20 protein-coding genes and 1 pseudogene are annotated in these 23,467 nt (G+C 53.0%); 14 read left to right on the top strand and 7 right to left on the bottom strand.

Annotation, left to right across the window (positions count from 1 at the left end):
• Nucleotides 1-164: 164 nt before the first annotated feature.
• Complete coding sequence (locus CHU32_RS01300; protein ID WP_103674276.1) at nt 165-719, bottom strand: GNAT family N-acetyltransferase; 555 nt, start codon at nt 717-719, stop codon at nt 165-167.
• An 82-nt stretch (nt 720-801) separates the two neighbouring features.
• Nucleotides 802-2,565, bottom strand: a complete 1,764-nt coding sequence (dld, locus tag CHU32_RS01295) for a D-lactate dehydrogenase (protein WP_103674275.1) — start codon at nt 2,563-2,565, stop codon at nt 802-804.
• 196 nt (nt 2,566-2,761) lie between these two features.
• Between dld and bglX the strand changes: the two genes are divergently transcribed.
• The 6 genes and pseudogenes from bglX (at nt 2,762) to CHU32_RS01255 (ending at nt 10,206) form a co-directional block, all read left to right on the top strand.
• Complete coding sequence (gene bglX, locus CHU32_RS01290; RefSeq protein WP_103674274.1) at nt 2,762-5,059, top strand: beta-glucosidase BglX; 2,298 nt, start codon at nt 2,762-2,764, stop codon at nt 5,057-5,059.
• Between the two features lie 505 nt (nt 5,060-5,564).
• Nucleotides 5,565-5,808: pseudogene (locus CHU32_RS28500) on the top strand (glycoside hydrolase family 28 protein); the annotation flags it as partial.
• A gap of 654 nt (nt 5,809-6,462) precedes the next feature.
• The gene (gene osmF / locus CHU32_RS01270) at nt 6,463-7,380 is read left to right on the top strand and encodes a glycine betaine ABC transporter substrate-binding protein OsmF (RefSeq protein WP_103674273.1); all 918 of its coding nucleotides are present in this window, start codon (nt 6,463-6,465) and stop codon (nt 7,378-7,380) included.
• 13 nt (nt 7,381-7,393) lie between these two features.
• Nucleotides 7,394-8,551: an ABC transporter permease gene (locus CHU32_RS01265; RefSeq protein WP_103674272.1), complete on the top strand. Its 1,158-nt coding sequence runs from the start codon at nt 7,394-7,396 to the stop codon at nt 8,549-8,551.
• On the top strand, nt 8,544-9,491 hold the full coding sequence (locus CHU32_RS01260; RefSeq protein WP_103674271.1) for an ABC transporter ATP-binding protein: 948 nt from the start codon (nt 8,544-8,546) through the stop codon (nt 9,489-9,491). Before CHU32_RS01265 ends, CHU32_RS01260 begins: the two co-directional genes overlap by 8 nt.
• On the top strand, nt 9,475-10,206 hold the full coding sequence (locus CHU32_RS01255) for an ABC transporter permease (RefSeq protein WP_103674270.1): 732 nt from the start codon (nt 9,475-9,477) through the stop codon (nt 10,204-10,206). The genes CHU32_RS01260 and CHU32_RS01255 overlap by 17 nt, the downstream gene beginning before the upstream one ends.
• On the opposite strand, the gene CHU32_RS01250 is transcribed toward CHU32_RS01255, so the two are convergent.
• Nucleotides 10,187-10,294 carry a protein YohO gene (locus tag CHU32_RS01250; protein ID WP_103674269.1) on the bottom strand — a complete coding sequence of 36 codons (108 nt, stop codon included), beginning with the start codon at nt 10,292-10,294 and terminating at the stop codon, nt 10,187-10,189. The genes CHU32_RS01255 and CHU32_RS01250 overlap by 20 nt on opposite strands.
• Before the next feature lie 228 nt (nt 10,295-10,522).
• Between CHU32_RS01250 and CHU32_RS01245 the strand changes: the two genes are divergently transcribed.
• Genes CHU32_RS01245 through CHU32_RS01235 form a run of 3 tightly spaced genes read left to right on the top strand, consistent with a single transcriptional unit; the run spans nt 10,523 to nt 13,437 of the window.
• A complete protein-coding gene (locus CHU32_RS01245) occupies nt 10,523-12,211 on the top strand; it encodes a sensor histidine kinase (RefSeq protein ID WP_103674268.1) in 1,689 nt (562 codons plus the stop codon).
• Entirely contained in the window at nt 12,205-12,924 is a 720-nt protein-coding gene (gene btsR / locus CHU32_RS01240) for a two-component system response regulator BtsR (RefSeq protein ID WP_103674267.1), read from the top strand. The genes CHU32_RS01245 and btsR overlap by 7 nt, the downstream gene beginning before the upstream one ends.
• Nucleotides 12,925-12,969: 45 nt before the next feature.
• Nucleotides 12,970-13,437, top strand: a complete 468-nt coding sequence (locus tag CHU32_RS01235; RefSeq protein ID WP_103674266.1) for a YehS family protein — start codon at nt 12,970-12,972, stop codon at nt 13,435-13,437.
• A 170-nt stretch (nt 13,438-13,607) separates the two neighbouring features.
• On the opposite strand, the gene CHU32_RS01230 is transcribed toward CHU32_RS01235, so the two are convergent.
• The 3 genes from CHU32_RS01230 to metG form a co-directional block, all read right to left on the bottom strand.
• Nucleotides 13,608-14,081, bottom strand: coding sequence for an NTF2 fold immunity protein (locus tag CHU32_RS01230; RefSeq protein WP_103674265.1), 474 nt, complete (start codon nt 14,079-14,081; stop codon nt 13,608-13,610).
• Between the two features lie 174 nt (nt 14,082-14,255).
• Nucleotides 14,256-14,714: a YehR family lipoprotein gene (locus tag CHU32_RS01225; RefSeq protein WP_103674264.1), complete on the bottom strand. Its 459-nt coding sequence runs from the start codon at nt 14,712-14,714 to the stop codon at nt 14,256-14,258.
• Between the two features lie 191 nt (nt 14,715-14,905).
• A complete protein-coding gene (gene metG / locus CHU32_RS01220; protein WP_103674263.1) occupies nt 14,906-16,939 on the bottom strand; it encodes a methionine--tRNA ligase in 2,034 nt (677 codons plus the stop codon).
• Between the two features lie 165 nt (nt 16,940-17,104).
• Between metG and apbC the strand changes: the two genes are divergently transcribed.
• Nucleotides 17,105-18,214: an iron-sulfur cluster carrier protein ApbC gene (gene apbC, locus CHU32_RS01215; RefSeq protein WP_103674262.1), complete on the top strand. Its 1,110-nt coding sequence runs from the start codon at nt 17,105-17,107 to the stop codon at nt 18,212-18,214.
• A 34-nt stretch (nt 18,215-18,248) separates the two neighbouring features.
• Here the strand turns inward: apbC and CHU32_RS01210 are convergent, their stop codons facing one another.
• The gene (locus tag CHU32_RS01210; RefSeq protein WP_103674261.1) at nt 18,249-18,581 is read right to left on the bottom strand and encodes an RcnB family protein; all 333 of its coding nucleotides are present in this window, start codon (nt 18,579-18,581) and stop codon (nt 18,249-18,251) included.
• A gap of 834 nt (nt 18,582-19,415) precedes the next feature.
• On the opposite strand from CHU32_RS01210, the gene CHU32_RS01205 reads away from it, so the two are divergent.
• The 4 genes from CHU32_RS01205 to CHU32_RS01190 all read left to right on the top strand — a co-directional run bounded on the left by CHU32_RS01205 (nt 19,416) and on the right by CHU32_RS01190 (nt 23,392).
• Nucleotides 19,416-19,664 (top strand): hypothetical protein, encoded by a 249-nt coding sequence (locus CHU32_RS01205; protein ID WP_049841205.1) that lies wholly within the window; start codon nt 19,416-19,418, stop codon nt 19,662-19,664.
• Nucleotides 19,665-19,911: 247 nt separating this feature from the next.
• Nucleotides 19,912-20,559: a YjbF family lipoprotein gene (locus CHU32_RS01200; RefSeq protein ID WP_425444872.1), complete on the top strand. Its 648-nt coding sequence runs from the start codon at nt 19,912-19,914 to the stop codon at nt 20,557-20,559.
• Nucleotides 20,556-21,299, top strand: a complete 744-nt coding sequence (locus tag CHU32_RS01195; protein ID WP_103674260.1) for a capsule biosynthesis GfcC D2 domain-containing protein — start codon at nt 20,556-20,558, stop codon at nt 21,297-21,299. The genes CHU32_RS01200 and CHU32_RS01195 overlap by 4 nt, the downstream gene beginning before the upstream one ends.
• Nucleotides 21,299-23,392, top strand: coding sequence for a YjbH domain-containing protein (locus CHU32_RS01190; protein WP_103674259.1), 2,094 nt, complete (start codon nt 21,299-21,301; stop codon nt 23,390-23,392). The genes CHU32_RS01195 and CHU32_RS01190 overlap by 1 nt, the downstream gene beginning before the upstream one ends.
• Nucleotides 23,393-23,467: the final 75 nt, after the last annotated feature.

The following is a 23,467-nucleotide window of genomic DNA, read 5'->3' as shown; positions in this document are numbered from 1 at the left end:
GGGGACGATGTGGTGGTATTCCCCGGTGACGCTGCGCTTACCGGGGGGACGGTGTGGTGGTATTCCCCGGTGGCACTATGGTGTTGCGATGCTGTTTTGGTAGGCCGGGTAAGGCGCAGCCGCCACCCGGCATCATGCGCACCAGGCGGGGCGCTTCCCGAATCCTATTCCGGCAGCGTCCAGTCCCCGTCATTAAGCGCGCGCTGCATAATCAACGTATCGCGCCAGTCGCCTTTTTTATAGCCCACGCTGCGCAGCCGTCCGGCAACCTCAAATCCCTGCTGCTGATGGAGCCTGAGCGAGCCTGGATTGTTATGACCATCACCCACCACCGCCAGCAACTGCCGCCACGGACCCTGTTCACAGCGGGCAATTAACTGCGACAGCAGACGCGAGCCAATACCGCGCCCGGTCATAGTCGTATCAACATAAATCGACTCTTCGATAGTGAAACGGTAGGCGGGACGCGGACGATACTGCGTCGCATAGCAATAGCCCACCACTACACCGCGGTAGAGCGCCACCAGCCACGGCAGATCCTGCGCCGCGACGTTCCCCATGCGCTCGCGCATTTCTTCCACCGAGGGCGGCACTTCTTCAAAAGAGGCGCGACCGTTCAGCACGTGCCAGGCGTACAGCCCGGCAATAGCATAAACATCGTCGGGCAGGGCATCACGGACTTCAATATCCACGCTGTTCAAAACGTCAACCGCAGACATAACGCAAGCTCCTCAAAACAAAAAGCCAGAGCACATCATCTCTGGCACGTTGAACCACTTTATTACGACTTAGGTCAAAAACTCAAACGGCAGGTGGTGGCGTCGGTGCACTCTCTGCAGTTTCGACCGGCTTTTGTGCGACAGATGTCCCTTCGCCCCAGTACTTCTGTTTACTGGTTTTACCAATCCCTGGATTCATGCTGTTTGTCGGGTCGTTCTTGCGATAAAACGTTTGTAAACTCTCCGCCGCTTCATACAAATGGCCGACATTGTGCTCAGCAGGGTACTGTGCGCCCCGCGCGCGCAATAATTCGAGCATTTGCGCTTTCAGATGATGCGCATCAACGCCTTTTTTAACGATATAATCCTGATGGAAGACATGGCACATAAAATGCCCGTAGTAGAGCTTGTGCACTAACTGGCTGTCAATTTCCGCCGGCAGATGTTCAAACCACTCGGTATCATTACGCCGCAGGGCAATATCCAGCGCCAGGATATCTTCCACCTCGTCCGCATGCACCGCCTGATAGCGGATTGCTGCCCCTGCCGCCGCAAAACGGTGTAAAAACGCTTTGCTGCCCTCTTCAGGCGTACAGGCGAAGAAATCACCCTCGGCGGTTTTGAAATACTCGCTCAGCCAGCCCCGCGCTTCACTCACGCCATCGCCCGCCATTTTTAGCAGCAGATGATGTTCATATTTGTCGCGCCAGCTTTTCATGCGCGGCGGCAAATGTGCCGGGAAGACTCGCGTCAGTTTTTGCATCGTGCGATCGGTGAAATGCGGCTTAAACAGGGAGACTTTTTCCAGCAGCGCATCGGTGCGGCCTTTCAGGGTAAAGAACAGCGGCATTTTGTCGGTGCCGAGTTTGTCAATCATCAGAAAAGTGTCTTTTCCGTACTGCTCGGCAATATCATAAATATCGCGATGCATATATTCGCCGGCAATCGGCAGGTGGGTAAAATTCGCCAGGATATGGCGACGGATCTCGGTCAGTACTTCGGGCTGGTTAGTGCCGATATAAAATACTTGCTGATTATTCTCTGCCACAAACGTGTCGAGCCGCACGGCAAATACCGCCAGTTTGCCCGCACAGCCGGAGGATTCGAACAGCCGATCCGGGTCAGCGTTGTAGCGGGCAGGCGTGTCGGCCCCAATGTCGCGCACCCGGGTCACGTAATCATTGTCGTGCCCGTGACGACCATCGTGGCGCACGTCGCCTGCGGTAATGCGTTCATCGTCCAGCTTGCTAAGAATTTGTTCCGGCGTTTGCCCCAGCTCAATGCCCAGATGATTGACCAGCTGTAAGCGTCCGTTTTCATCAATACGCGCAAACAGTGACATTTCGGTATAGGCCGGTCCGCGCTGGACCAGCGCGCCGCCGGAGTTATTACAAATCCCGCCGATAACCGAAGCGCCAATGCAGGAGGAGCCGATCACCGAATGCGGTTCGCGCCCCAGCGGCTTGAGCGCTTTTTCCAGCGAGTACAGGGTCGTGCCGGGAAACGCCAGCACCTGCTCGCCGTTATCCAGCAACTGAAGTTTATCGAGGCGCAGGGTGCTGATAATAACAATATCGCGATCGTAATCGTTGCCGTTCGGCGTTGAGCCTTCCGTCAGGCCGGTATTCGCTGCCTGCATCAGAATAATTTTATCGGCCTGCACGCAGGCGCTTAATACTCGCCAGAGCTCCAGCAGGGTGCCCGGAAATACCACCGCCAGCGCGTCGCCCTGTCCGGAGCGGAAGCCTTTACGATAGCGGGCGGTTTTCGCCGGGTCGGTTAACAGATGTGCGTGGCCCACCAGGCGGGTCAGTTCGTTGAGTAGCGCGTGATTATCATGAAGCATTTTCCACTCCTTGTGGTGGGACAAATAAACGTTTTAAAGAATAGCCTGTGAAAACCGAAGCCGGGCGGAAAAACACCAGAAAAATAAGAGAATAAGCGAGGCAAGATACTGCAAGCCCGGTTACGATTATGGCAAACTGCGATCTTCGCATGGAGTGGGCCGCTTCCCCCGGCTTTGGCATAAGAGAGTAAACCATATGAAATGGCTGTGTTCTGTAGGTATCGCTGTGAGTCTGGCGTGTCATCCCGCGCTGGCAGAGGACGTAAAACAACAACACCCTTTAACCCCGGAAGCCCGTGATGCTTACGTCACTGAACTTCTTAAAAAAATGACGGTGGATGAGAAAATTGGTCAGTTGCGGCTAATCAGCGTCGGGCCAGATAATCCGAAAGAAGCCATTCGCGAGATGATTAAAGAAGGGCAGGTCGGGGCTATTTTCAATACCGTGACGCGCGGAGATATTCGCAAAATGCAGGATCAGGTGATGGAGCTCAGCCGCCTGAAAATTCCACTGTTTTTTGCCTACGACGTTGTACACGGCCAGCGTACCGTATTTCCCATCAGCCTGGGTCTGGCATCAACCTTTAATCTCGATGCAGTCAAAACCGTGGGGCGCGTCTCGGCCTACGAAGCGGCGGATGATGGTCTGAACATGACCTGGGCACCGATGGTGGATGTCTCGCGCGATCCGCGCTGGGGCCGGGCATCAGAGGGGTTTGGTGAAGATACTTATTTGACCTCGATCATGGGGAAAACCATGGTGGAGGCGATGCAGGGGAAAAGCCCGGCGGATCGTTATTCAGTCATGACCAGCGTGAAACACTTTGCAGCCTACGGCGCAGTGGAAGGGGGCAAAGAGTACAACACGGTCGATATGAGTCCACAGCGGCTGTTCAACGATTATATGCCGCCCTACAAAGCGGCGCTGGATGCGGGCAGCGGCGGCGTAATGGTGGCGCTGAACTCAATTAACGGCACGCCCGCGTCTTCTGATTCCTGGCTGCTAAAAGATCTTCTGCGCGACGAATGGGGCTTTAAGGGCATCACTATTTCCGATCACGGTGCCATTAAGGAACTGATTAAACACGGCACGGCGGCCGATCCGCAGGACGCGGTGCGCGTGGCGCTCAACTCCGGCATCAACATGAGCATGAGCGACGAGTATTACAGTAAGTATCTGCCGGGGCTGGTCAAATCTGGCAAAGTGTCGATGGCCGAACTCGATGATGCCGCGCGTCATGTGCTGAACGTTAAATATGATATGGGGCTGTTCAACGACCCGTACAGCCATCTCGGGCCGAAGGATTCTGATCCTAAAGATACGAATGCTGAAAGCCGCTTGCACCGCCAGGATGCGCGCAGTGTAGCGCGCGAAAGTCTGGTGCTGCTGAAGAACCGCCTTGAGACGCTGCCGCTGAAAAAAACAGCGACCGTGGCCGTGGTGGGACCGCTGGCGGACAGCAAGCGTGACGTGATGGGAAGCTGGTCAGCCGCGGGCGTTGCCGATCAGTCGGTTACCGTCCTGAGCGGTATTAAAAACGCGGTAGGCGAGCAGGGAAAAGTGATTTTTGCTAAAGGTGCCAACGTCACTAATGACAAAGACATTGTAACCTTCCTCAATCAATACGAGCCGGCGGTGCAGGTCGATGAGCGCACGCCAAAGGCGATGATTGATGAGGCCGTCGAGGCGGCGAATCAGGCTGACGTCGTGGTCGCCGTAGTGGGCGAAGCGCAGGGCATGGCGCACGAAGCTTCCAGCCGCACCGATATCACCATCCCGCAGAGCCAGCGTGATCTGATTAGCGCCCTGAAAGCGACCGGCAAACCGCTGGTGCTGGTGCTGATGAACGGCCGTCCATTGGCGCTGGTCAAAGAAGATCAGCAGGCAGATGCGATCCTCGAAACCTGGTTTGCGGGCACCGAAGGCGGCAATGCCATCGCCGATGTGCTGTTTGGTGATTACAACCCGTCCGGCAAGCTGCCGATGTCGTTCCCGCGTTCGGTAGGGCAAATTCCGGTGTACTACAGCCATCTGAATACCGGACGTCCGTATAATGCCGATAAACCCAATAAGTACACCTCACGCTATTTTGACGAAGCCAACGGTCCGCTGTATCCGTTTGGCTATGGCCTGAGCTATACCACCTTTAGCGTTTCTGACGTCAAACTCTCCGCGCCGACCCTGACAAAAGACGGTAGCGTTACCGCAAGCGTCGATGTCACCAATACCGGTAAGCGCGAAGGGGCCACCGTTATTCAGATGTATTTGCAGGATGTCACTGCCTCCATGAGCCGCCCGGTTAAACAGCTGCGCGGCTTTGAGAAGGTCAACCTGAAACCGGGTGAAACGCAGACCGTCAGCTTCCCGATTGACGTCGAGGCGCTGAAATTCTGGAATCAGAAAATGCAATATGCCGCTGAGCCGGGCAAATTTAACGTCTTTATTGGCGTGGATTCTGCCCGGGTGAAACAGGGCGAATTTGAACTGAAATAAATATCCGCTACGGCCCGGTATGACACCTTGTATCGGGCCATTTTTCACAAGAGCGTACCAGCGCAATGGCGAAGGGCCCCATGAACGTGTTGCCCTCATCAGCGCTAAAAAGACAGTGGCAGAATAAACTGATAACGCCAAAAGCCGTGCAAGTGTTTTATTCGGCTACAGGCTTATTTTTATGATCGTCCTCGCCTTTATCCTTCCGTGTAGCCGTTTTGCTCTCAGGCTGCCGCCCTTTCACTGTTAATCCAGGCCTGAAGTGTAAATCAGCGCACATTACTCATTTATCTGTGCCTGAATTTTGTGCGCCTGGTCAAAACCACTTTCAGCGCCCGGTATCAGGCGTGATGCTATTCACTAATATCCGCCAGGGTTAACGCAGACGGTAGCAGAACAGTCACGAATGGCCCTGCTTTATGCGCGTGGCAGCCGCCACATTACCCTCAGTGGTGAGGGGCGTATTGCCGGAAACGCCAGTTGCTGGTTTAGCACTGAGGCGAATGATCAGGGCTGCTATGACATTCGTCCGCCGTGTAACCCGGCGAACCCCACCGGCATGGGGCTGGATAACGCCTATCGCGTAAACCTGCAAACCGGTCGCGCATGGGGTGTCGGGTGGCCTGCCGGCGCTGTATGCCAATGGCGTGAAGGATCTGACGTTAAGCGAGTTACGTATTCGCCGCCCCGCGCCGCTGCCGCAGGGCTGGAATGCCTGCGCCATCGTGCAGAAAAACGCCGACGCCTGAATCAATTGCGTTATGGCGCGGCCCCGGCTTCGCCATTCTGTACTGCCCTGGGGAATGGAAAATGATAAAAAAGTACGCGAGATAAAACTCCATAATTACATCTGCTTCGGCCTTGCCGATGTGATCGGTTCAGGCGCATTTACTCTGGTAAGTGCCTGGCTGCTTGTTCTTCCTGACCACCTTCTGCGGCCTGACGCCGATTGAAGCGTGTTCGCTGTTTGCCGTGGCACGTATCGTCGATGTCATCATGTGCCCGTGCATGGGCTACATTTCTGATAACTTTCATAAAACGCGCCCAGTTCGCCGGTTTCACCGCCGCGTTTCTGCCGGGCCGCCTGCTGGCTTATATTGATCTGCCGCGCTGGCTATATACTATGCACCGGTGTTATTTGGTCATAACAGTGCTGCCTTGACGGTAGCGCCATTGGCCTCGGCGCGTTCGGGCTGAGTAATTTTGCCGGGCCAGCGCTCGTGATGCTGTGCGTAAATCCCTGTGGTGTGGAGGGAACGTTGTGGGTGATTGCGCTGCTTTATTTTGCTGCCAGTGTACTAACGGGACCATTAAAAATGCCTGAAAATCCCTGAGATAGAAGATTTCGTCTACGCTTTTCTGATAAGCGCCTGGTAATCGAGCGCAATAATGAGGAAAACCTAATGAAAATTTCAACAGGGTGGATAGCGTCATTCATGCTGGCAGCGGCGGCAAGCCTGCCATTGCACGCAGCGGAGCCTGTCAAAGTTGGTTCCAAAATTGACACCGAGGGTGCACTCCTTGGCAATATTATTTTGCAGGTGCTGGAAAGCCACGGCGTCAAAACCGTTAATAAAGTGCAGTTAGGGACCACGCCGGTGGTTCGTGGGGCCATTACCTCCGGGGAGCTGGATATTTACCCGGAATACACCGGCAACGGCGCTTTCTTCTTCAAGCTGGAAAACGATGCTGCGTGGAAAAACGCGCAGCAGGGCTATGAAAAAGTGAAGCAGCTGGATGCTGAAAAGAACAAACTGGTCTGGCTGACCCCTGCACCCGCTAACAATACCTGGACCATTGCTGTGCGCCAGGATCTTGCCACCAAAAACAAACTTACATCGTTAAGCGATCTTAGCCGCTACCTCAAGGAAGGCGGTACCTTTAAACTGGCCGCTTCGGCGGAGTTTATTGAACGGACGGACGCGCTGCCCGCGTTTGAAAAAGCGTATGACTTCAAACTGAATCAAAGCCAGCTTCTGTCACTGGCTGGCGGTGACACGGCGGTCACTATTAAGGCTGCTGCGCAGCAAACGTCCGGCGTTAATGCGGCGATGGCTTACGGAACCGATGGGCCAGTAGCTGCCCTCGGCCTGCAAACGTTGACCGACCCGAAAGGCGTCCAGCCAATTTACGCACCTGCGCCGGTGGTCCGCGAGGCAGTATTGAAGGCGTATCCGGATCTCGATGCGTGGCTGAAGCCGGTTTTCTCAAGTCTTGATGAGAAAACGCTGCAAACCCTGAATGCTAAAATTGCCGTCGAGGGTCTGGATGCGAAAAAAGTCGCCGCTGACTATCTGAAGGAAAAAGGGCTGCTGAAATAACACGGACGGTCTTGTGCACATAAAATGTCAAAACCGCGTGCTGTTGCTGCTGGCGATTATTTCGCTGGCCGCGGCAGCATTGCCCTTTGTTAATTATGCTCCCAACCGCCTGGTCTCCGGAGAAGGTCGTGCGCTCTGGCAAATTTGGGTATTTCCCCCGCTCTTACTGCTGGCTGTGCCGCTGGGGTTGATTCTTTTAAGCTTCCTGCGTGGGCGTCTGTCGCTGATCCTGACTTTGCTGGCTGCTGAGTTGATTTTTATCGCTTTGATCTGGGGGGCGGGGAAATCTGCCAGCTGGTTGGCGCAGACGGGTAGCCCACTGGCGCGCACCTCGCCGGGAAGCGGTCTGTGGCTATGGCTGGCGCTTTCGCTTCTGATCCTCAGTGATGCCATTCGACGATTGTCCACTACCGCAACGTGGCGCTGGCTGTTAAACGCGCAAGTCTGGCTATTGCCATTAATGTTACTGGGATCGGGTGCGCTTGACGAGCTGTCGCTAATGAAGGAATACGCCAACCGTCAGGACGTGTTTAACGACGCATTATTGCAGCACCTGACGCTTTTATTCGGTACGTTGCTGCCCGGCCTGCTGATTGGCGTGCCGCTCGGGCTGTGGTGCTATCGTCGTCCCACACGGCAGGCTCCGGTCTTTACGGTACTAAATATCATCCAGACCATTCCCTCTATTGCTCTGTTTGGCCTGCTGATTGCACCGCTGGCCGGTCTGGTTCAGCATTTTCCGCTACTGGCGAATCTCGGTGTGGCCGGGACAGGAAGAACGCCTGCGCTTATCGCGCTGGTGCTCTATGCCTTATTGCCGCTGGTCCGCGGGGTGGTAGCCGGCATGGGCCAGGTGCCGCGCGATGTGCTGGAGAGCGCGGCCGCGATGGGGATGAGTAATCAGGAGCGTTTTTTCCGGGTTCAGCTTCCGCTGGCGTTGCCAGTGTTAATCCGCGGATTGCGGGTAGTGACCGTACAAACGATTGGTATGGCCGTGATTGCGGCGCTGATTGGTGCCGGGGGATTCGGCGCGCTGGTATTCCAGGGGCTGCTGAGCAGCGCGCTCGATTTGGTGTTACTGGGCGTGATCCCGGTTATTGCGCTGGCCGTAATGGTAGACGCGCTATTCGGCTTGTGGAGTGCACTGCTTAAGGAACGTGCGCATGATTGAATTTAACCAGGTAAGTAAATCGTTTGCCGGGCAGAATGCGGTAAAAAACCTCAACCTTCATCTGAAAGAAGGGGCCTTTTCGGTCCTGATTGGCACGTCAGGCTCGGGAAAATCGACCACCCTCAAAATGATTAATCGTCTGGTCGAGCATGACAGCGGCACCATCCGTTTTGCCGGGGAAGATATTGGCCAATTGCCGTTGCTGGCGCTGCGTCGACGGATGGGTTACGCCATACAGTCTATTGGTCTCTTCCCTCACTGGACGGTAGCGCAGAACATCGCCACCGTGCCGCAACTGATCAAATGGGATCGAAAACGTATTAATGCGCGTATTGATGAATTAATGGTGCTGCTGGGACTGGATTTATCATTACGTGAGCGTTTTCCGCATCAGCTTTCAGGTGGGCAGCAGCAGCGTGTTGGGGTGGCGCGGGCGCTGGCGGCCGACCCGGACGTGCTGCTAATGGACGAACCGTTTGGTGCACTCGACCCCGTGACGCGCAGCGCGTTGCAGCAGGAAATGACCCGCATTCACCGCCTGCTGGGGCGCACCATCGTGCTGGTCACGCATGATATTGATGAAGCGCTGCGGCTGGCAGACCATCTGATCCTGATGGACGGGGGCGAGGTGGTACAACAGGGCACGCCGTTACACATGCTAACGCATCCAGCCAATGACTTTGTGCGCGAATTTTTTGGCCGCAGCGAGTTGGGAGTACGTTTGTTATCGCTGCGTGCAGTACGGGATTATATCCGTCCTGGTGTGCCGGTAACTGGTGAGCCGGTAGCGGATACACTGACATTACGCGAGGCGCTTTCCGCCTTTGTTGCCCGCCAGTGTCAGGTTTTACCCGTGAAGAATACCGAGGGTAGATTTTGTGGCAATCTTCATTTTGAGGATTTGCTGGGCGAGGAGGGGGCTGGTGAAAATCATCCGTGATCCGCTACTGTGGCTGATGGCGCTTTTTATCGCGCTACTGATCGGATTGCCACACAGTGGCGGGATCTTTAGTCACTTATTTCCCCAATTGCCGCGACCGGTTTATCAGCAGGAGAGTTTCCTGGCCCTGACGCTGGCGCACTTTTGGCTGGTAGGGGTTTCGAGCCTGGTGGCCATTATACTCGGCGTGGGGGCCGGTATCCTGGTTACTCGTCCGGCAGGCAGAGAGTTCCGTCCGCTGGTCGAAACCATTGCCGCTATTGGACAAACCTTCCCGCCGGTGGCGGTGCTGGCAATTGCTGTACCGGTAATGGGGTTTGGCGTACAGCCCGCTATTATTGCGCTTATTCTTTACGGCGTATTGCCAATTCTACAGGGAACCCTCGCCGGGCTGGCGGCGGTTCCTGCCGGGGTCAGTAGCGTAGCTGAAGGCATGGGTATGAACAGCATCCAGCGGCTGGTGAAGGTCGAACTGCCGCTGGCAGCGCCAGTGATCCTCGCGGGGGTACGCACCTCAATTATCATTAACATTGGCACGGCGGCCATCGCCTCGACGGTGGGTGCCAGTACGCTTGGTACGCCGATTATTATCGGCCTGAGCGGATTTAATACCGCCTATATTATCCAGGGCGCAATTCTGGTGGCGCTGGCGGCGGTGATTGTCGATCGTGCTTTTGAGCGGCTGGGGCGCTACCTTAACCGCCATGCACAATAAAAGTATACCCTGCCAGCATAACGCCGCCGATACCGCTGACCGCCATGACCACAAAAAGGGTGATGATGCCCATTTTGGCTATGCTCATTCTCTGCTCCTTATGTTAATCAGAAGATTATACGGCGAAGCTGATGTGTTAATGAACCATTAATTTCTGGTGCGCTAAATTAACCGGTCGTTATTAGCGCTTTTTTTGTACGTTTGTGCGGTTATTCAGTGATCTGGCGCACGATTTTTCGATTTTATGCCGCGCTTCAAAGAAAGTTAAACCTTCAACCTGTATGTTACGCGCTTTCAGAAAGTGTGGTTGGCAGGTATGTACGAATTTAATCTTGTGTTGCTGCTGTTACAGCAAATGTGTGTTTTTCTGGTCATTGCCTGGCTGATGAGTAAGACACGCCTGTTTATACCGTTAATGCAAGTCACGGTACGCCTGCCGCACAAGCTTCTTTGCTACGTGACCTTCTCCATTTTCTGTATTCTCGGCACCTATTTTGGTCTGCATATTGAAGACTCTATCGCTAACACGCGGGCAATTGGTGCAGTGATGGGGGGCTTACTCGGCGGTCCGGTCGTTGGCGGGCTGGTGGGGCTAACCGGTGGGCTTCACCGCTATTCGCTGGGTGGGATGACCGCGCTAAGCTGTATGATTTCCACCATGGTTGAAGGATTACTGGGCGGTCTGGTACACAGCATGCTGATTAAGCGTGGCCGAACGGATCGGGTGTTCAACCCGTTCACTGCCGGGGCCGTTACCTTCGTGGCCGAACTGGTACAGATGCTGATCATTTTGTTAATTGCCCGTCCGTTTCAGGATGCGCTGCATCTGGTAAACAGTATTGCCGCGCCGATGATGGTCACCAATACCGTTGGCGCAGCGCTGTTTATGCGTATCCTGCTCGACAAACGCGCGATGTTTGAAAAATATACCTCTGCATTTTCAGCGACCGCATTGAAAGTTGCCGCCTCTACGGAGGGGATACTCCGCCAGGGATTTAACGAAGAAAACAGTATGAAGGTGGCGCAGGTCCTTTATCAGGAGCTGGATATTGGTGCGGTGGCGATCACCGACCGCGACAAGCTGCTGGCCTTCACCGGCACCGGTGACGATCACCATCTGCCCGGACGGCCAATTTCGTCCGCCTGGACATTGAAAGCCATCAATACGGGTGAGGTGGTATACGCCGACGGGAATGAAGTACCGTATCGCTGTTCGCTACATCCGCAATGCAAACTTGGCTCAACGCTGGTGATCCCCCTGCGCGGTGAAAACCAGCGGGTGATTGGCACCATCAAGCTCTATGAAGCGAAGAACCGGCTATTTAGTTCCATCAACCGCACGTTGGGTGAGGGGATCGCCCAACTTCTGTCGGCGCAAATTCTGGCGGGACAGTACGAGCGACAGAAAGCGCTGCTCACTCAGTCAGAAATCAAATTACTGCATGCTCAGGTCAATCCGCATTTTCTGTTTAATGCGTTGAATACATTAAAAGCGGTCATCCGCCGGGACAGCGACCAGGCCAGTCAGCTGGTGCAATATCTGTCGACGTTTTTCCGCAAAAACCTTAAGCGGCCGTCGGAGATTGTTACGCTGGCGGATGAAATTGAGCACGTGAACGCTTATCTGCAAATCGAGAAAGCCCGCTTCCAGTCACGTCTGCAGGTGCAGCTTTTTGTTCCCGAATCGCTTGCTCATCACCAGCTTCCGGCGTTTACGCTGCAACCTATCGTGGAAAATGCTATCAAGCACGGCACTTCGCAGCATCTGGGCGTTGGAGAAATCAGCATTCATGCCAGTCAGCATGAGCGTTATTTACAGCTGGATATTGAAGATAATGCCGGGCTTTACCAGCCAGGAACCTCTGTCAGTGGACTGGGTATGAATCTGGTGGATAAGCGCCTGCGCGCCCGCTTTGGTGATGACTGCGGAATAACCGTTAATTGTGAACCGGAATGTTTTACCCGTATTACGTTGCGACTGCCGCTGGAGGAAAACGCATGTTAAAAGTGCTGATTGTGGATGACGAGCCATTAGCACGCGAGAATCTGCGCATTTTGCTACAGGACGAAAGCGATATTGAGATTGTTGGCGAATGCGCTAATGCCGTCGAGGCGATTGGCGCGGTGCATAAATTACGCCCGGATGTGCTGTTTCTTGATATTCAGATGCCGCGTATCAGCGGGCTGGAGATGGTCGGTATGCTCGACCCGGAACATCGGCCATGGGTCGTATTTTTGACGGCATTTGATGAGTACGCGGTAAAGGCGTTTGAAGAACATGCTTTTGATTATCTACTTAAGCCGATTGAAGCTGCACGGTTGAATAAGACGCTGACTCGCCTGCGCCAGGAGCGGGGCGAGCAGGACGTCTCGGTGCTGGCGGAAAATCAGCAGGCGCTGAAGTTCATTCCCTGTACCGGACACAGCCGCATCTGGCTTTTGCAAATGGAAGACGTGGCCTTTGTCAGTAGCCGTATGAGCGGCGTCTATGTCACCAGCCATGAAGGGCAGGAGGGGTTCACTGAACTCACGCTTCGCACGCTGGAAAGCCGAACGCCGCTGCTGCGCTGTCATCGTCAGTATCTGGTGAATATGGCGCATCTCAAAGAAATCCGTCTGGAAGAGAATGGTCAGGCCGAACTGCTGCTGCGGGCGGGGCAGACGGTTCCGGTCAGCCGCCGCTACCTGAAAAACCTGAAAGAGGCGCTGGGTCTGTAATTAGTGTAAACTTAGCTCCCGCATTTTTTCATCACCGAAGGCACTATGGTCAGTAACGATATTTTGCGTAGCATTCGCTACATTCTGAAAATCAATAATAACGATCTGGTGCGTATTTTCGCGCTGGGTGAAGCGGACGTAAGCGCAGAACAGTTGGTGCCGTGGTTGCGTAAAGAAGATGAAGAGGGCTTTGTACGCTGCCCGGACATCATGCTGTCATGCTTTTTAAACGGCCTGATTTATGAAAAGCGCGGACGCGATGAATCAGCACCGACGCTATCGGTTGAACGTCGCGTGAATAACAACGTGGTCCTCAAAAAGCTGCGCATCGCGTTTGCGCTGAAAACAGATGATATCCTGGCGATCCTCACCGAGCAGAAATTCCGCGTCTCAATGCCGGAAATAACCGCCATGATGCGCGCGCCGGATCATAAGAATTTCCGTGAATGTGGCGATCAGTTACTGCGCTATTTCCTGCGCGGGCTGACGGCGCGCGAGCACGCGGCTAAATAGCGCGGTTATCGCCGGGCGTTGCCCGGCATGGCAAATTATTTTATCCCTTTCACCTGTGAGGGTATGTCGCGCTGTCTTTGTAGCGACATTGAACTCTGTATTATTCATCTTCTCAAATACTCTACAGGCTTGTTAACCATGAATATCAGGCAAATCTGGTGATAAAATATTTAAAGTATTGCTGAGTCCCACTTTTCATGGCCGTAACGTCGTTGCTTATAGCTGTCTATTCGCCACTCTCCCGCTTTTTTCAACATAACGAACAGATACTCGTCCTTAAACTGAGTGGGCGTCTTAATATACACTTCGGCGCGGCTTTTCGTTTTTATTTCTACATTGACGTCCAGAGGATCATCAATGCCGTTAAATTTCGACGGAAAGCCGAAGCTGCCAGGGTTCTTGCCGCCATATACCCTGCGCTTGTCCGTACAATATTCGTCAAATAGTGGCGCAGTACGCTCGCCAAAAAGCGTAAACCAGTCAGATCGCGACGCAAAGTGGTATTCGATGCCAGGATACTGCGCGCGCAGGCTCTGCTCCTCTTCCCGACTCCGGGTATAAATATCGTTTTCAATCAGGTTCCACTTTTCGCCAAACGCCCTGACTCGCCCGACAAGATGCATTTTTAACGCAGCTTCATCCATAGCATTCCCCCATTTTCGATGACTTTATCAATAAAAATCCTGCCACAATACGCTGGCAGAGAGATAAAAAAAGCCCGTAATGTTAATTACGGGCCTCGATTCAATTACAGCAAGGGGCAGAACTTATACATAAACCCGACGGTTAATGCTATGCCGCTGTAACCGCTTTGCAATTTATTTCACTTCTTTAAAACCAGCGGCTTCCAGCATGCTCTGGGTTTGTTTCATACTCACACCCTTGCTGGTGTCGCCTGAAACCATGGAGCCAGAAACGCTTTGCAGCGCTTTGAAATCCACTTTTTCCATATCTACGGTCACAGATTCTTCAGCATAGGTATCTTTGTAGGTCAATTTTTCATCTACCCCATTGATATTCTTATATTTTGCGCTGAGCGGGTCAAGAATTTTAGCGGCTTCTTCTTTATTAGTCGCACCAATGGTCGAATAGTTGATTTTATTTTCTGAAGTTTGCTTCAGAACTTTATCACCTTCATAGGTATAGGTGATTTTGATATCAGCGCCGTTGATGTTGGCGTTAAACGTTTTGGTTTCTTCTTTGTCGCCACATCCGGCCAGGGAGAATACCAGAACCGAAGCAAAGGCAACTGACAACAACTTATTTAACGCTTTCATGTAAAACTCCATTTTATAAAAATGATTAAAATTTAGGCATGTTAAGTGGCATTACACAGCGTAACGCGCACCTGTGCAGTAAAAGAATAGAGCTTTTTTAAAATATTGCGCAGTCCGGATGCGGAATTTGTCGCAATAAAAGCGCACGCCGTAAGCAAAAAGCGCCGCGAAGGCGGCGCTTGAAGGAGAGATTATTTTACCTGTTGACCGGGTTTTGCTCCGTCGTCCGGGCTTAACAGGAAGATATCTTTCCCGCCAGGACCAGCGGCCATGACCATGCCTTCAGAAATACCAAAGCGCATTTTACGGGGCGCGAGGTTGGCGACCATCACCGTCAGGCGACCGATCAGCACCTGTGGGTCCGGATACGCAGAGCGAATGCCGGAGAACACGTTACGTTTCTCGCCGCCGAGATCCAGCGTCAGGCGCAACAGTTTGTCAGAGCCTTCAACAAACTCCGCATTTTCAATCAGCGCCACGCGCAGATCGATTTTTGCGAAATCGTCAAAGGTAATGGTTTCCTGAATCGGATCGTCCGCCAGCGGGCCAGTCACCGGCGCTGCCATCGCTTTGACTTCTTCTTTTGATGCTTCCACCAGTGCTTCTACCTGTTTCATGTCGATGCGGTTGTAGAGCGCTTTAAAGGTATTCACTTTATGCCCCAGCAGGGGTTGTTGAATACTATCCCATTCCAGCGTGGTGTTCAGGAAGGCTTCAGCACGTTCACCCAGCGTCGGGATAACCGGCTTAAGATACGTCATCAGTACGCGGAACAAGTTAATACCCATCGAGCAGATTGCCTGCAATTCAGCGTCCTGACCTTCCTGCTTCGCCACCACCCATGGCGCTTTCTCATCGACATAGCGGTTGGCAACATCCGCCAGCGCCATAATCTCGCGAATAGCCTTGCCAAATTCGCGGCTTTCCCAGGCGTCACCAATGACCACTGCGGCATCAGTGAAGGTCTTGTAGAGTGCCGGATCGGCAAGCTCGGATGCCAGCACGCCGTCAAAACGTTTCGCGATAAAACCGGCGTTACGCGATGCCAGGTTCACCACTTTATTCACGATGTCCGCGTTCACGCGCTGAACGAAATCTTCCAGGTTCAGGTCGATATCGTCAATGCGGGAAGAGAGCTTCGCGGTGTAGTAATAGCGCAGGCTATCCGCATCAAAATGGTTCAGCCAGGTGCTGGCCTTAATAAAGGTGCCGCGCGATTTGGACATCTTCGCGCCGTTTACCGTCACGTAGCCGTGCACGAACAGGTTGGTCGGCTTGCGGAAGTTGCTGCCTTCCAGCATTGCCGGCCAGAACAGGCTGTGGAAGTAGACGATATCTTTACCGATGAAGTGATAAAGCTCGGCGTCAGAGTCTTTTTTCCAGTAGTCGTCAAAGCTGGTGGTGTCGCCGCGCTTGTCGCACAGATTCTTAAACGAACCCATATAGCCGATTGGCGCGTCGAGCCAGACGTAAAAGTATTTGCCCGGTGCGTTGGGTATTTCAAAACCGAAGTAGGGCGCGTCGCGGGAGATATCCCACTGTTGCAGGCCGGATTCAAACCATTCCTGCATTTTGTTTGCTACCTGTTCCTGCAATGCACCGCTGCGGGTCCATGCCTGCAACATTTCGCTAAAGGACGGCAGGTCAAAGAAGAAGTGTTCGGACTCACGCATCACCGGCGTCGCGCCAGACACCACGGATTTCGGCTCAATAAGCTCGGTGGGACTGTAGGTCGCGCCGCAGACTTCGCAGTTATCGCCATACTGATCGGCAGATTTACATTTCGGGCAGGTGCCTTTGACAAACCGGTCCGGCAGGAACATGCCTTTTTCTGGATCGTAAAGCTGAGAAATAGTGCGGTTTTTAATAAAGCCGTTTTCTTTCAGGCGCGTGTAGATAAGCTCCGACAGCTCACGGTTCTCGTTGCTGTGCGTCGAATGATAGTTATCGTAGCTGATGTCGAAGCCGGCAAAATCAGTCTGATGCTCCTGACTCATTTCGGTAATCATCTGCTCAGGGGTAATACCTAACTGCTGCGCTTTCAGCATGATCGGCGTACCGTGCGCATCGTCCGCACAGATGAAGTTTACCTCGTGGCCGCGCATTCGCTGGTAACGGACCCAGACATCAGCCTGGATATGCTCCAGCATGTGGCCGAGGTGGATGGAGCCGTTGGCGTACGGCAGTGCGCACGTTACCAGAATTTTCTTCGCGACTTGAGTCATAGTGGGTATTACTTCTTTTGTAATGAAAAGGGGTTTGATAGTACCAAAATGGTATTTATCACGCCAAGTGATAAGGGCATTTATCCATAAATGAATAATTGTCGTCTCTGAGGTAAACTTGGTCGTTACAATATCTTTTTTCAGAACAACAACAGAGGAGTCGGGATGAACGCACAATCCCAGGCCAAATCCCCGGAACGTTTACGAGCGATGGTCGCCGGGACGCTGGCAAACTTTCAGCATCCCACACTGAAACACAATCTGACGACGCTGAAAGCGCTGCATCACGTTGCCTGGCTGGATGACACTATTCATATTGAACTGTTAATGCCATTTGTCTGGACCAGCGCGTTCGAGGATCTCAAAGAGCAAACCAGTGCAGAACTGCTGCGCATCACCGGGGCGAAAGCCATTGACTGGAAGCTTTCTCATTCTATCGCCACGCTAAAGCGCGTTAAAAATCAGCCCGGCGTTAACGGCGTGAAAAATATCATCGCGGTGAGTTCTGGTAAGGGCGGGGTCGGGAAATCCTCGACGGCGGTGAACCTGGCACTGGCACTGGCGGCCGAAGGGGCTAAGGTGGGCCTGCTGGACGCCGATATTTATGGTCCTTCTATCCCCACTATGCTGGGCACAGAACATCAGCGTCCTACCTCGCCGGACGGCACCCATATGACGCCTATTGTCGCACACGGGCTGGCTACCAATTCCATTGGTTATCTGGTAACCGATGATAACGCGATGGTCTGGCGCGGCCCGATGGCCAGTAAAGCACTGATGCAAATGCTACAGGAGACCCTGTGGCCGGATCTGGATTATCTGGTGCTGGACATGCCGCCGGGTACCGGCGACATTCAGCTGACGCTGGCGCAAAACATTCCGGTAACGGGCGCGCTGGTGGTGACCACGCCGCAGGACATCGCACTGATTGATGCCAAAAAGGGCATCGTGATGTTTGAGAAAGTTGAGGTGCCGGTGCTGGGTATTGTTGAAAACATGAGTATGCACGTGTGCAGCAACTGTGGTCATCATGAACCGATTTTCGGTACCGGTGGGGCAGAGAAACTGGCGGAGCAGTACCATACCCAGCTACTGGGACAGATGCCGCTGCACATTAGCCTGCGTGAAGATCTCGATCGCGGTACGCCAACGGTGATTCATCGACCTGAAAGTGAATTTACCGCTATCTACCGTAATCTGGCAGGGCGCGTGGCAGCCCAGTTGTACTGGCAGGGGGAAGTGATCCCCAGCGAAATCGCCTTCCGCGCGGTATAAGGCTTGCGGCTGCCCTGGCAGGCAGCCGAACTACTTAACGGTGATAGAAAATTTCCCCGTCATACACTTTCAGAATCTTGCCTTCCGCATCGGTAATCAACACGTAGTTCCCGCCCATGTAGGTCCAGTGGCTACCTGCATCCGGCGCGGGCAGGTTGCGTTGCTTCCACTGCTTAATATTGTATTCTTCGGTGCGATACATTTCAGGCACCGTGTCTCCGATCGTAAAATGGGTGAAATCAGCAAAAAATTCTTTCAGCTCATAGGATTGTGTACCCTGAGCCTTGACTGCCGTTTGCGGGGCAGCGCTGGCACAGGTTGCCACGCCAAGTGCAACACCCAATAACAGTAGCTTAACTCTTTTCATTCGTTCTCCATATCATCATCCCGGGCCTGACCCGGTGCGCACGCGCTTGTTATACCTTATCTAAGATATCAGAGGTGCACTGAACGTGCCCAGTTACTCTGCATCCTGTGAGCTTTTCAGCCTGGTCTGAATGGCCGATTTAACCAATACTACAATTTTATTAAGATCCGTTTCGCTATTTGCCATAATTTGCGCATTAACGAAATAATATCTATAAGCTTGCAAAAAAATATATTTGTTCTACGCGGATTTTAGCCCAGCCATTTTGCTTGTCAGTTGCAGTGAACGCCTTGAAACAGGTTTACATATTTGCTGACCTGCCAGATTTAGTAGGTTTTACAAGGAATTGCTTTAGATTTGAACGGAATATTAACGTCATTGATGTGTATCACAACACCCTAATTTGTTAGATTTGTCGAAACATCGTTTCTGGTTGTTGTTTTTCATGTCACTAAGACTTATCCTACCAATTCATTGAATAAAAACTCAGTTATCTATTAATAAAGACGCTCGCGATCTGTCTTGGTTGTCGCCTGCGTATTAAGGATGAGCCTAATCAATTGAATTAAGCTTTAACTGAGTGTGGTTTTAAGGTAAGTGATTTTAATTCAATGGCTTATGGCATTCACGAATGTCTAGTTAGGTATTAAGTAGTGAATTGCCGGGTTTCTAATTTCCGATCCTGGCAGAAAGGAAGTTAGTGCAGGGTGGTAGCTTAAAGCCACGGCGGTAGCCTGCCTGCTATTCAGCCCAAATGCTGAAGGTTATGGTATGCTAATATTGCCTGGTTTTCAGGCTATCAATTTTACATTCGTTGAATGAAGAGGAACGTGAATGAAAAAGACAATGTGTGCGGTTCTCGCAGCGTTGGCGCTGGCTGGGGTTAGCCCGGCTACGTTTGCCGCTCCGGCCACCGGGACAGAAACCACCTCCGGCGGCGCAGCAGCAGGCGCAATCGGCACCACCACTATCGTGACTGCAACTGCAGTAGCGGGCCTGGTAGCCTTAGTTGCCGTAGCAGCAAGCGACGACGACAGCTCCGGTTCTGGTGTTAACCTGACTACCACCACCACTACGCGTTAAGCTTGAGAATTAACTGAACTTCTGTACAGTTAATTAACAGTGTGGGATGGTATATAAGATACCCGGCAGATTTAATTTGCCGGGTATCTTAAAAAAGTGAATAATACCCAAGTAAAACTATTTTTATTGCTAATCATGTATAACGCCTGAAACCTGCTTTTGCGGTTCTCTGGCGAATAAGTGCGTGCAAATAACCGCCCTCTTGTGGTTATTTTTTGTATTAACACATTGTGAAAGGGAACCTCTGGTGCGCATACTCCTCTTCCTTCTGGCCTGCCTGCTCATGCAGGGCTGTACCCATAGCCAGCAAAGCATTGTTGATACCCTGGATTCGACCTTCTACGGCGCGAAGGATGTGACGGTTTCTAACCAGCAAATTGAAGCGCTACCCTACAACACAATGTACCTGCGCATTAACGACGGCCAGCGCATTTTTGTGGTACTGGGTTATCTTGAAAATGGTCAGCGCAAATGGCTGACGCAGGATAAGGCGATGCTGGTTACCCAAAGTGGCCGGTTAGTGAAAACCGTCAACCTGCCTGACAACCTTCTTGAGGTTAGTAACCTGCCGCAAGACCCTCTCCTGAACGCCCGACAGCTTAGAGACGGCACTACCTGGACCAGAACAATTGGCTGGACAGAAGACGAACGTTTCCGCTCTGCTACGGTGGTCTCTCGCTTTAGCGCAGGTGGTGAAGACGTCCTTACCATTGCCGGTAAACGGGTTCGCTGTCTGGTTTGGCATGAAAATGCTCACACGGATTCACCTTCGCGCGACTGGCAAAACACGTTCTGGGTGGATGCGGTTAGTGGGCAGGTCCGTCAGGGCCGCCAGATGTTAGGGGCGGGGGTTCTCCCCATTGACTTCACCATCCTGAAACCCGCGACGCTATGAAAATAAAAACATTACTCACCAGCGCTGGGCTCCTGGCTCTTAGTTGCCCTGTCTGGGCGGATAGCCAGGTTACGGTACACGCGCTTACCTCTGGCAAGACGCTAAAAATTGAACATGCACAAAATCTGGCACAGGTGGTGACTGTATCTAACCTGCCTGCCGGGATCTGGTGGCAGGGGGCGGTCATTGCAGAACCGCAGGCTACCGCCGTTATTCAACAGCAGTATCAGAAAACATTACAGCAACTCAATGCCTGGGCGGCGAGCGAAAGCGTGGATCAGGCGGCCAGTATTCGCACTGTCATTCAACAGCTTCAGGCAATTAAGGTCACTGGGCGGCAATTTGTTCCTCTCGATCCCGACCTGGTCCGTACCCGCGATGAAAACAATCCTCGTCTCGAAGGCCGCTATTCGCTGTGGCTTCCTGCGCGTCCCACAACGGTGACGCTTTTAGGCGCGATTGAGGGGACGGGAAAAATCAGCTGGCAGGCGGGACGTAGCGTACGTGATTATCTGGCGGGGCGCGAGCGACTGACCGGTGCGGAACGCAACATTGCGATTGTGATCCATCCGGACGGCAGCGTTCAGCAAGCGCCGGTGGCTTACTGGAATCATCGTCACGTTGAACCGGAACCGGGCAGCATTATCTGGGTAGGATTCTCCTCATGGGCCACGCCTGGAGAATACAAAACGCTTAATGAGCAAATTGTCTCTGTTCTGACACACCGGATACCTGACTGATGAATAAAAAATACCTGCTCAGCCTGCTGGCTATGGCCGTCGCCAGCGCCTGTAATGCGGATGTGCTGACATATCCGGACCCGATTGGTCCCTCGCAGTCTGACTTTGGCGGCACGGGGTTGATGCAAACCCCAAATGCCCGTATTGCCAAAGAAGGCGAATTTAGCGTCAACTACCGCGATAACGATCAATATCGCTTCTGGTCCACCTCCATTGCACTTTTCCCCTGGCTTGAAGGTACCGTTCGTTATACCGACGTGCGTACCCGTAAATACAGCCAGAATGAAGATTTTAGCGGCGATCAAACGTACAAAGATAAATCTTTCGACTTCAAAGTGCGCCTATGGGAAGAGGGGTTCTGGCTGCCTGAGTTCGCTTTTGGCAAACGCGACATCGCGGGTACCGGGCTTTTTGACGGCGAATATGTCGTCGCCAGCAAAATGGCCGGGCCGTTTGATTTCTCGCTGGGGATGGGCTGGGGCTATAACGGCAACAGCGGTAATATCACTAACCCCTTTTGTCGCGCGAGCGACAAATATTGTACTCGTGCTGACTCGCACGATGCGGGCGATATCAGCTTTACTGACGTATTCCGTGGACCCGCTGCGCTTTTTGGCGGCGTAGAGTACCAGACGCCGTGGACCCCGCTGCGTCTGAAACTGGAATATGACGGCAACGATTATCAGGATGATTTTGCCGGCAAAATCGATCAGCGCAGCCACTTCAACGTCGGCGCGATATACCGTGCCGCCGAGTGGGCTGACGTTAACCTCAGCTACGAGCGCGGTAATACCCTGATGTTCGGCTTTACTCTGCGTACCAATTTCAACGAGCTAAAACCGTCGCAGCGCGATAATCCAAAACCAGCGTACCAGCCTGCGCCAGCAACAAATGGAGTGCAATACACCACTGCCGCTAATGTGTTGACGCAGTTGAAATACAATGCGGGCTTTGACGAGCCAGAAATCATTCAGCGCGGCGATACGTTGTATATGACTGGCGTACAGTACCGCTATCGCGACACGCGTGAAGGCGTGGATCGCGCTAACCGTATCCTGATGAATAACCTGCCCGCGGGCGTCAATACCCTCAGCGTCACCCAAAAAACGCAGCACATGCCGCAGGTTACTACCGAGACCAACGTCGCCAGTCTGCGTAAGCAACTGGAAGGGTACCCGTTGGGGCATGAAGAAACGCTGCAACAGCGCCGTATCAACCCGGTTGATACCGATGCGCTCGGACGTGGCTATCGCATCCGCCCGGATCGCTTTGGCTATTCCATTTCCCCGGTACTCAGCCAGTCCCTTGGCGGCCCGGAAAACTTCTATATGTTCCAGATTGGCGTGATGGGCAGCGCCAACTACTGGCTGACCGATCACTGGCTGGTAGACGGCGGCGTCTTTGCCAACGTTTATAACAACTACAACAAGTTCAAATCGACAGATTCCCCGGGCGACACCACCTTGCCGCCGGTACGTACTCACATTCGTGATTATGTTGAAAATGACGTCTACGTTAACAACCTGCAAAGCAACTATGTGCGCTATTTAGGCAATGGCTTCTACGGCCAGGTCTACGGCGGGTATCTGGAAACTATGTACGGTGGTGCCGGTGCCGAAGTGCTTTATCGTCCGCTGGACAGCAACTGGGCGGTGGGCATTGATGGCAACTACGTTAAACAGCGTGACTGGAATAACATGATGCGCTTTATCGATTATAAAGCGCCAACCGGCCATCTGACCGGCTACTGGACACCGCCCGTATTTGATGACGTGTTGTTCAAACTTAGCCTTGGGCAGTACCTGGCGAAAGACAAGGGCGGCACCCTTGATATCTCGAAACGCTTCGACAGCGGCGTAACGGTCGGTGCATGGGCGGCGGTCACCAACGTGTCGAAAGATGATTACGGCGAGGGTGGATTCAGTAAAGGCTTCTATGTTTCTGTGCCGCTGGATTTGATGACGGTTACGCCAACCCGCAGCCGTGCGTCGATAAGCTGGACGCCGCTGACGCGTGACGGTGGGCAGATGCTTGGACGGAAATACCAACTTTATAATATGACGACGGATCGCGATGTTCCCATTGGTTATTAAGCCCGAAGGGAAGAAATGCCCGCCAGAGGTGAAAAAGTTTCATCTTTGAGAACAACGTTCATTTTAGGGCCGACA

The sequence above is a fragment of the Superficieibacter electus genome, assembly GCF_002915575.1.
Taxonomy (GTDB): domain Bacteria; phylum Pseudomonadota; class Gammaproteobacteria; order Enterobacterales; family Enterobacteriaceae; genus Superficieibacter; species Superficieibacter electus.
The sequence above is the reverse complement of the archived record's forward strand: the minus strand, read 5'-3'. Positions and strand labels throughout refer to the sequence as shown.

What these genes read in the sequence shown, in the direction of transcription:
- CHU32_RS01210 (WP_103674261.1), bottom strand. Translation starts at nt 18,581, where the DNA reads ATGAAAAGAGTTAAGCTACTGTTATTGGGTGTTGCACTTGGCGTGGCA.
- CHU32_RS01230 (WP_103674265.1), bottom strand. Translation starts at nt 14,081, where the DNA reads ATGGATGAAGCTGCGTTAAAAATGCATCTTGTCGGGCGAGTCAGGGCG.
- CHU32_RS01225 (WP_103674264.1), bottom strand. Translation starts at nt 14,714, where the DNA reads ATGAAAGCGTTAAATAAGTTGTTGTCAGTTGCCTTTGCTTCGGTTCTG.
- CHU32_RS01260 (WP_103674271.1), top strand. Translation starts at nt 8,544, where the DNA reads ATGATTGAATTTAACCAGGTAAGTAAATCGTTTGCCGGGCAGAATGCG.
- CHU32_RS01195 (WP_103674260.1), top strand. Translation starts at nt 20,556, where the DNA reads ATGAAAATAAAAACATTACTCACCAGCGCTGGGCTCCTGGCTCTTAGT.
- CHU32_RS01245 (WP_103674268.1), top strand. Translation starts at nt 10,523, where the DNA reads ATGTACGAATTTAATCTTGTGTTGCTGCTGTTACAGCAAATGTGTGTT.
- CHU32_RS01300 (WP_103674276.1), bottom strand. Translation starts at nt 719, where the DNA reads ATGTCTGCGGTTGACGTTTTGAACAGCGTGGATATTGAAGTCCGTGAT.
- metG (WP_103674263.1), bottom strand. Translation starts at nt 16,939, where the DNA reads ATGACTCAAGTCGCGAAGAAAATTCTGGTAACGTGCGCACTGCCGTAC.
- CHU32_RS01250 (WP_103674269.1), bottom strand. Translation starts at nt 10,294, where the DNA reads ATGAGCATAGCCAAAATGGGCATCATCACCCTTTTTGTGGTCATGGCG.
- CHU32_RS01235 (WP_103674266.1), top strand. Translation starts at nt 12,970, where the DNA reads ATGGTCAGTAACGATATTTTGCGTAGCATTCGCTACATTCTGAAAATC.
- CHU32_RS01205 (WP_049841205.1), top strand. Translation starts at nt 19,416, where the DNA reads ATGAAAAAGACAATGTGTGCGGTTCTCGCAGCGTTGGCGCTGGCTGGG.
- osmF (WP_103674273.1), top strand. Translation starts at nt 6,463, where the DNA reads ATGAAAATTTCAACAGGGTGGATAGCGTCATTCATGCTGGCAGCGGCG.
- dld (WP_103674275.1), bottom strand. Translation starts at nt 2,565, where the DNA reads ATGCTTCATGATAATCACGCGCTACTCAACGAACTGACCCGCCTGGTG.
- apbC (WP_103674262.1), top strand. Translation starts at nt 17,105, where the DNA reads ATGAACGCACAATCCCAGGCCAAATCCCCGGAACGTTTACGAGCGATG.
- btsR (WP_103674267.1), top strand. Translation starts at nt 12,205, where the DNA reads ATGTTAAAAGTGCTGATTGTGGATGACGAGCCATTAGCACGCGAGAAT.
- CHU32_RS01190 (WP_103674259.1), top strand. Translation starts at nt 21,299, where the DNA reads ATGAATAAAAAATACCTGCTCAGCCTGCTGGCTATGGCCGTCGCCAGC.
- bglX (WP_103674274.1), top strand. Translation starts at nt 2,762, where the DNA reads ATGAAATGGCTGTGTTCTGTAGGTATCGCTGTGAGTCTGGCGTGTCAT.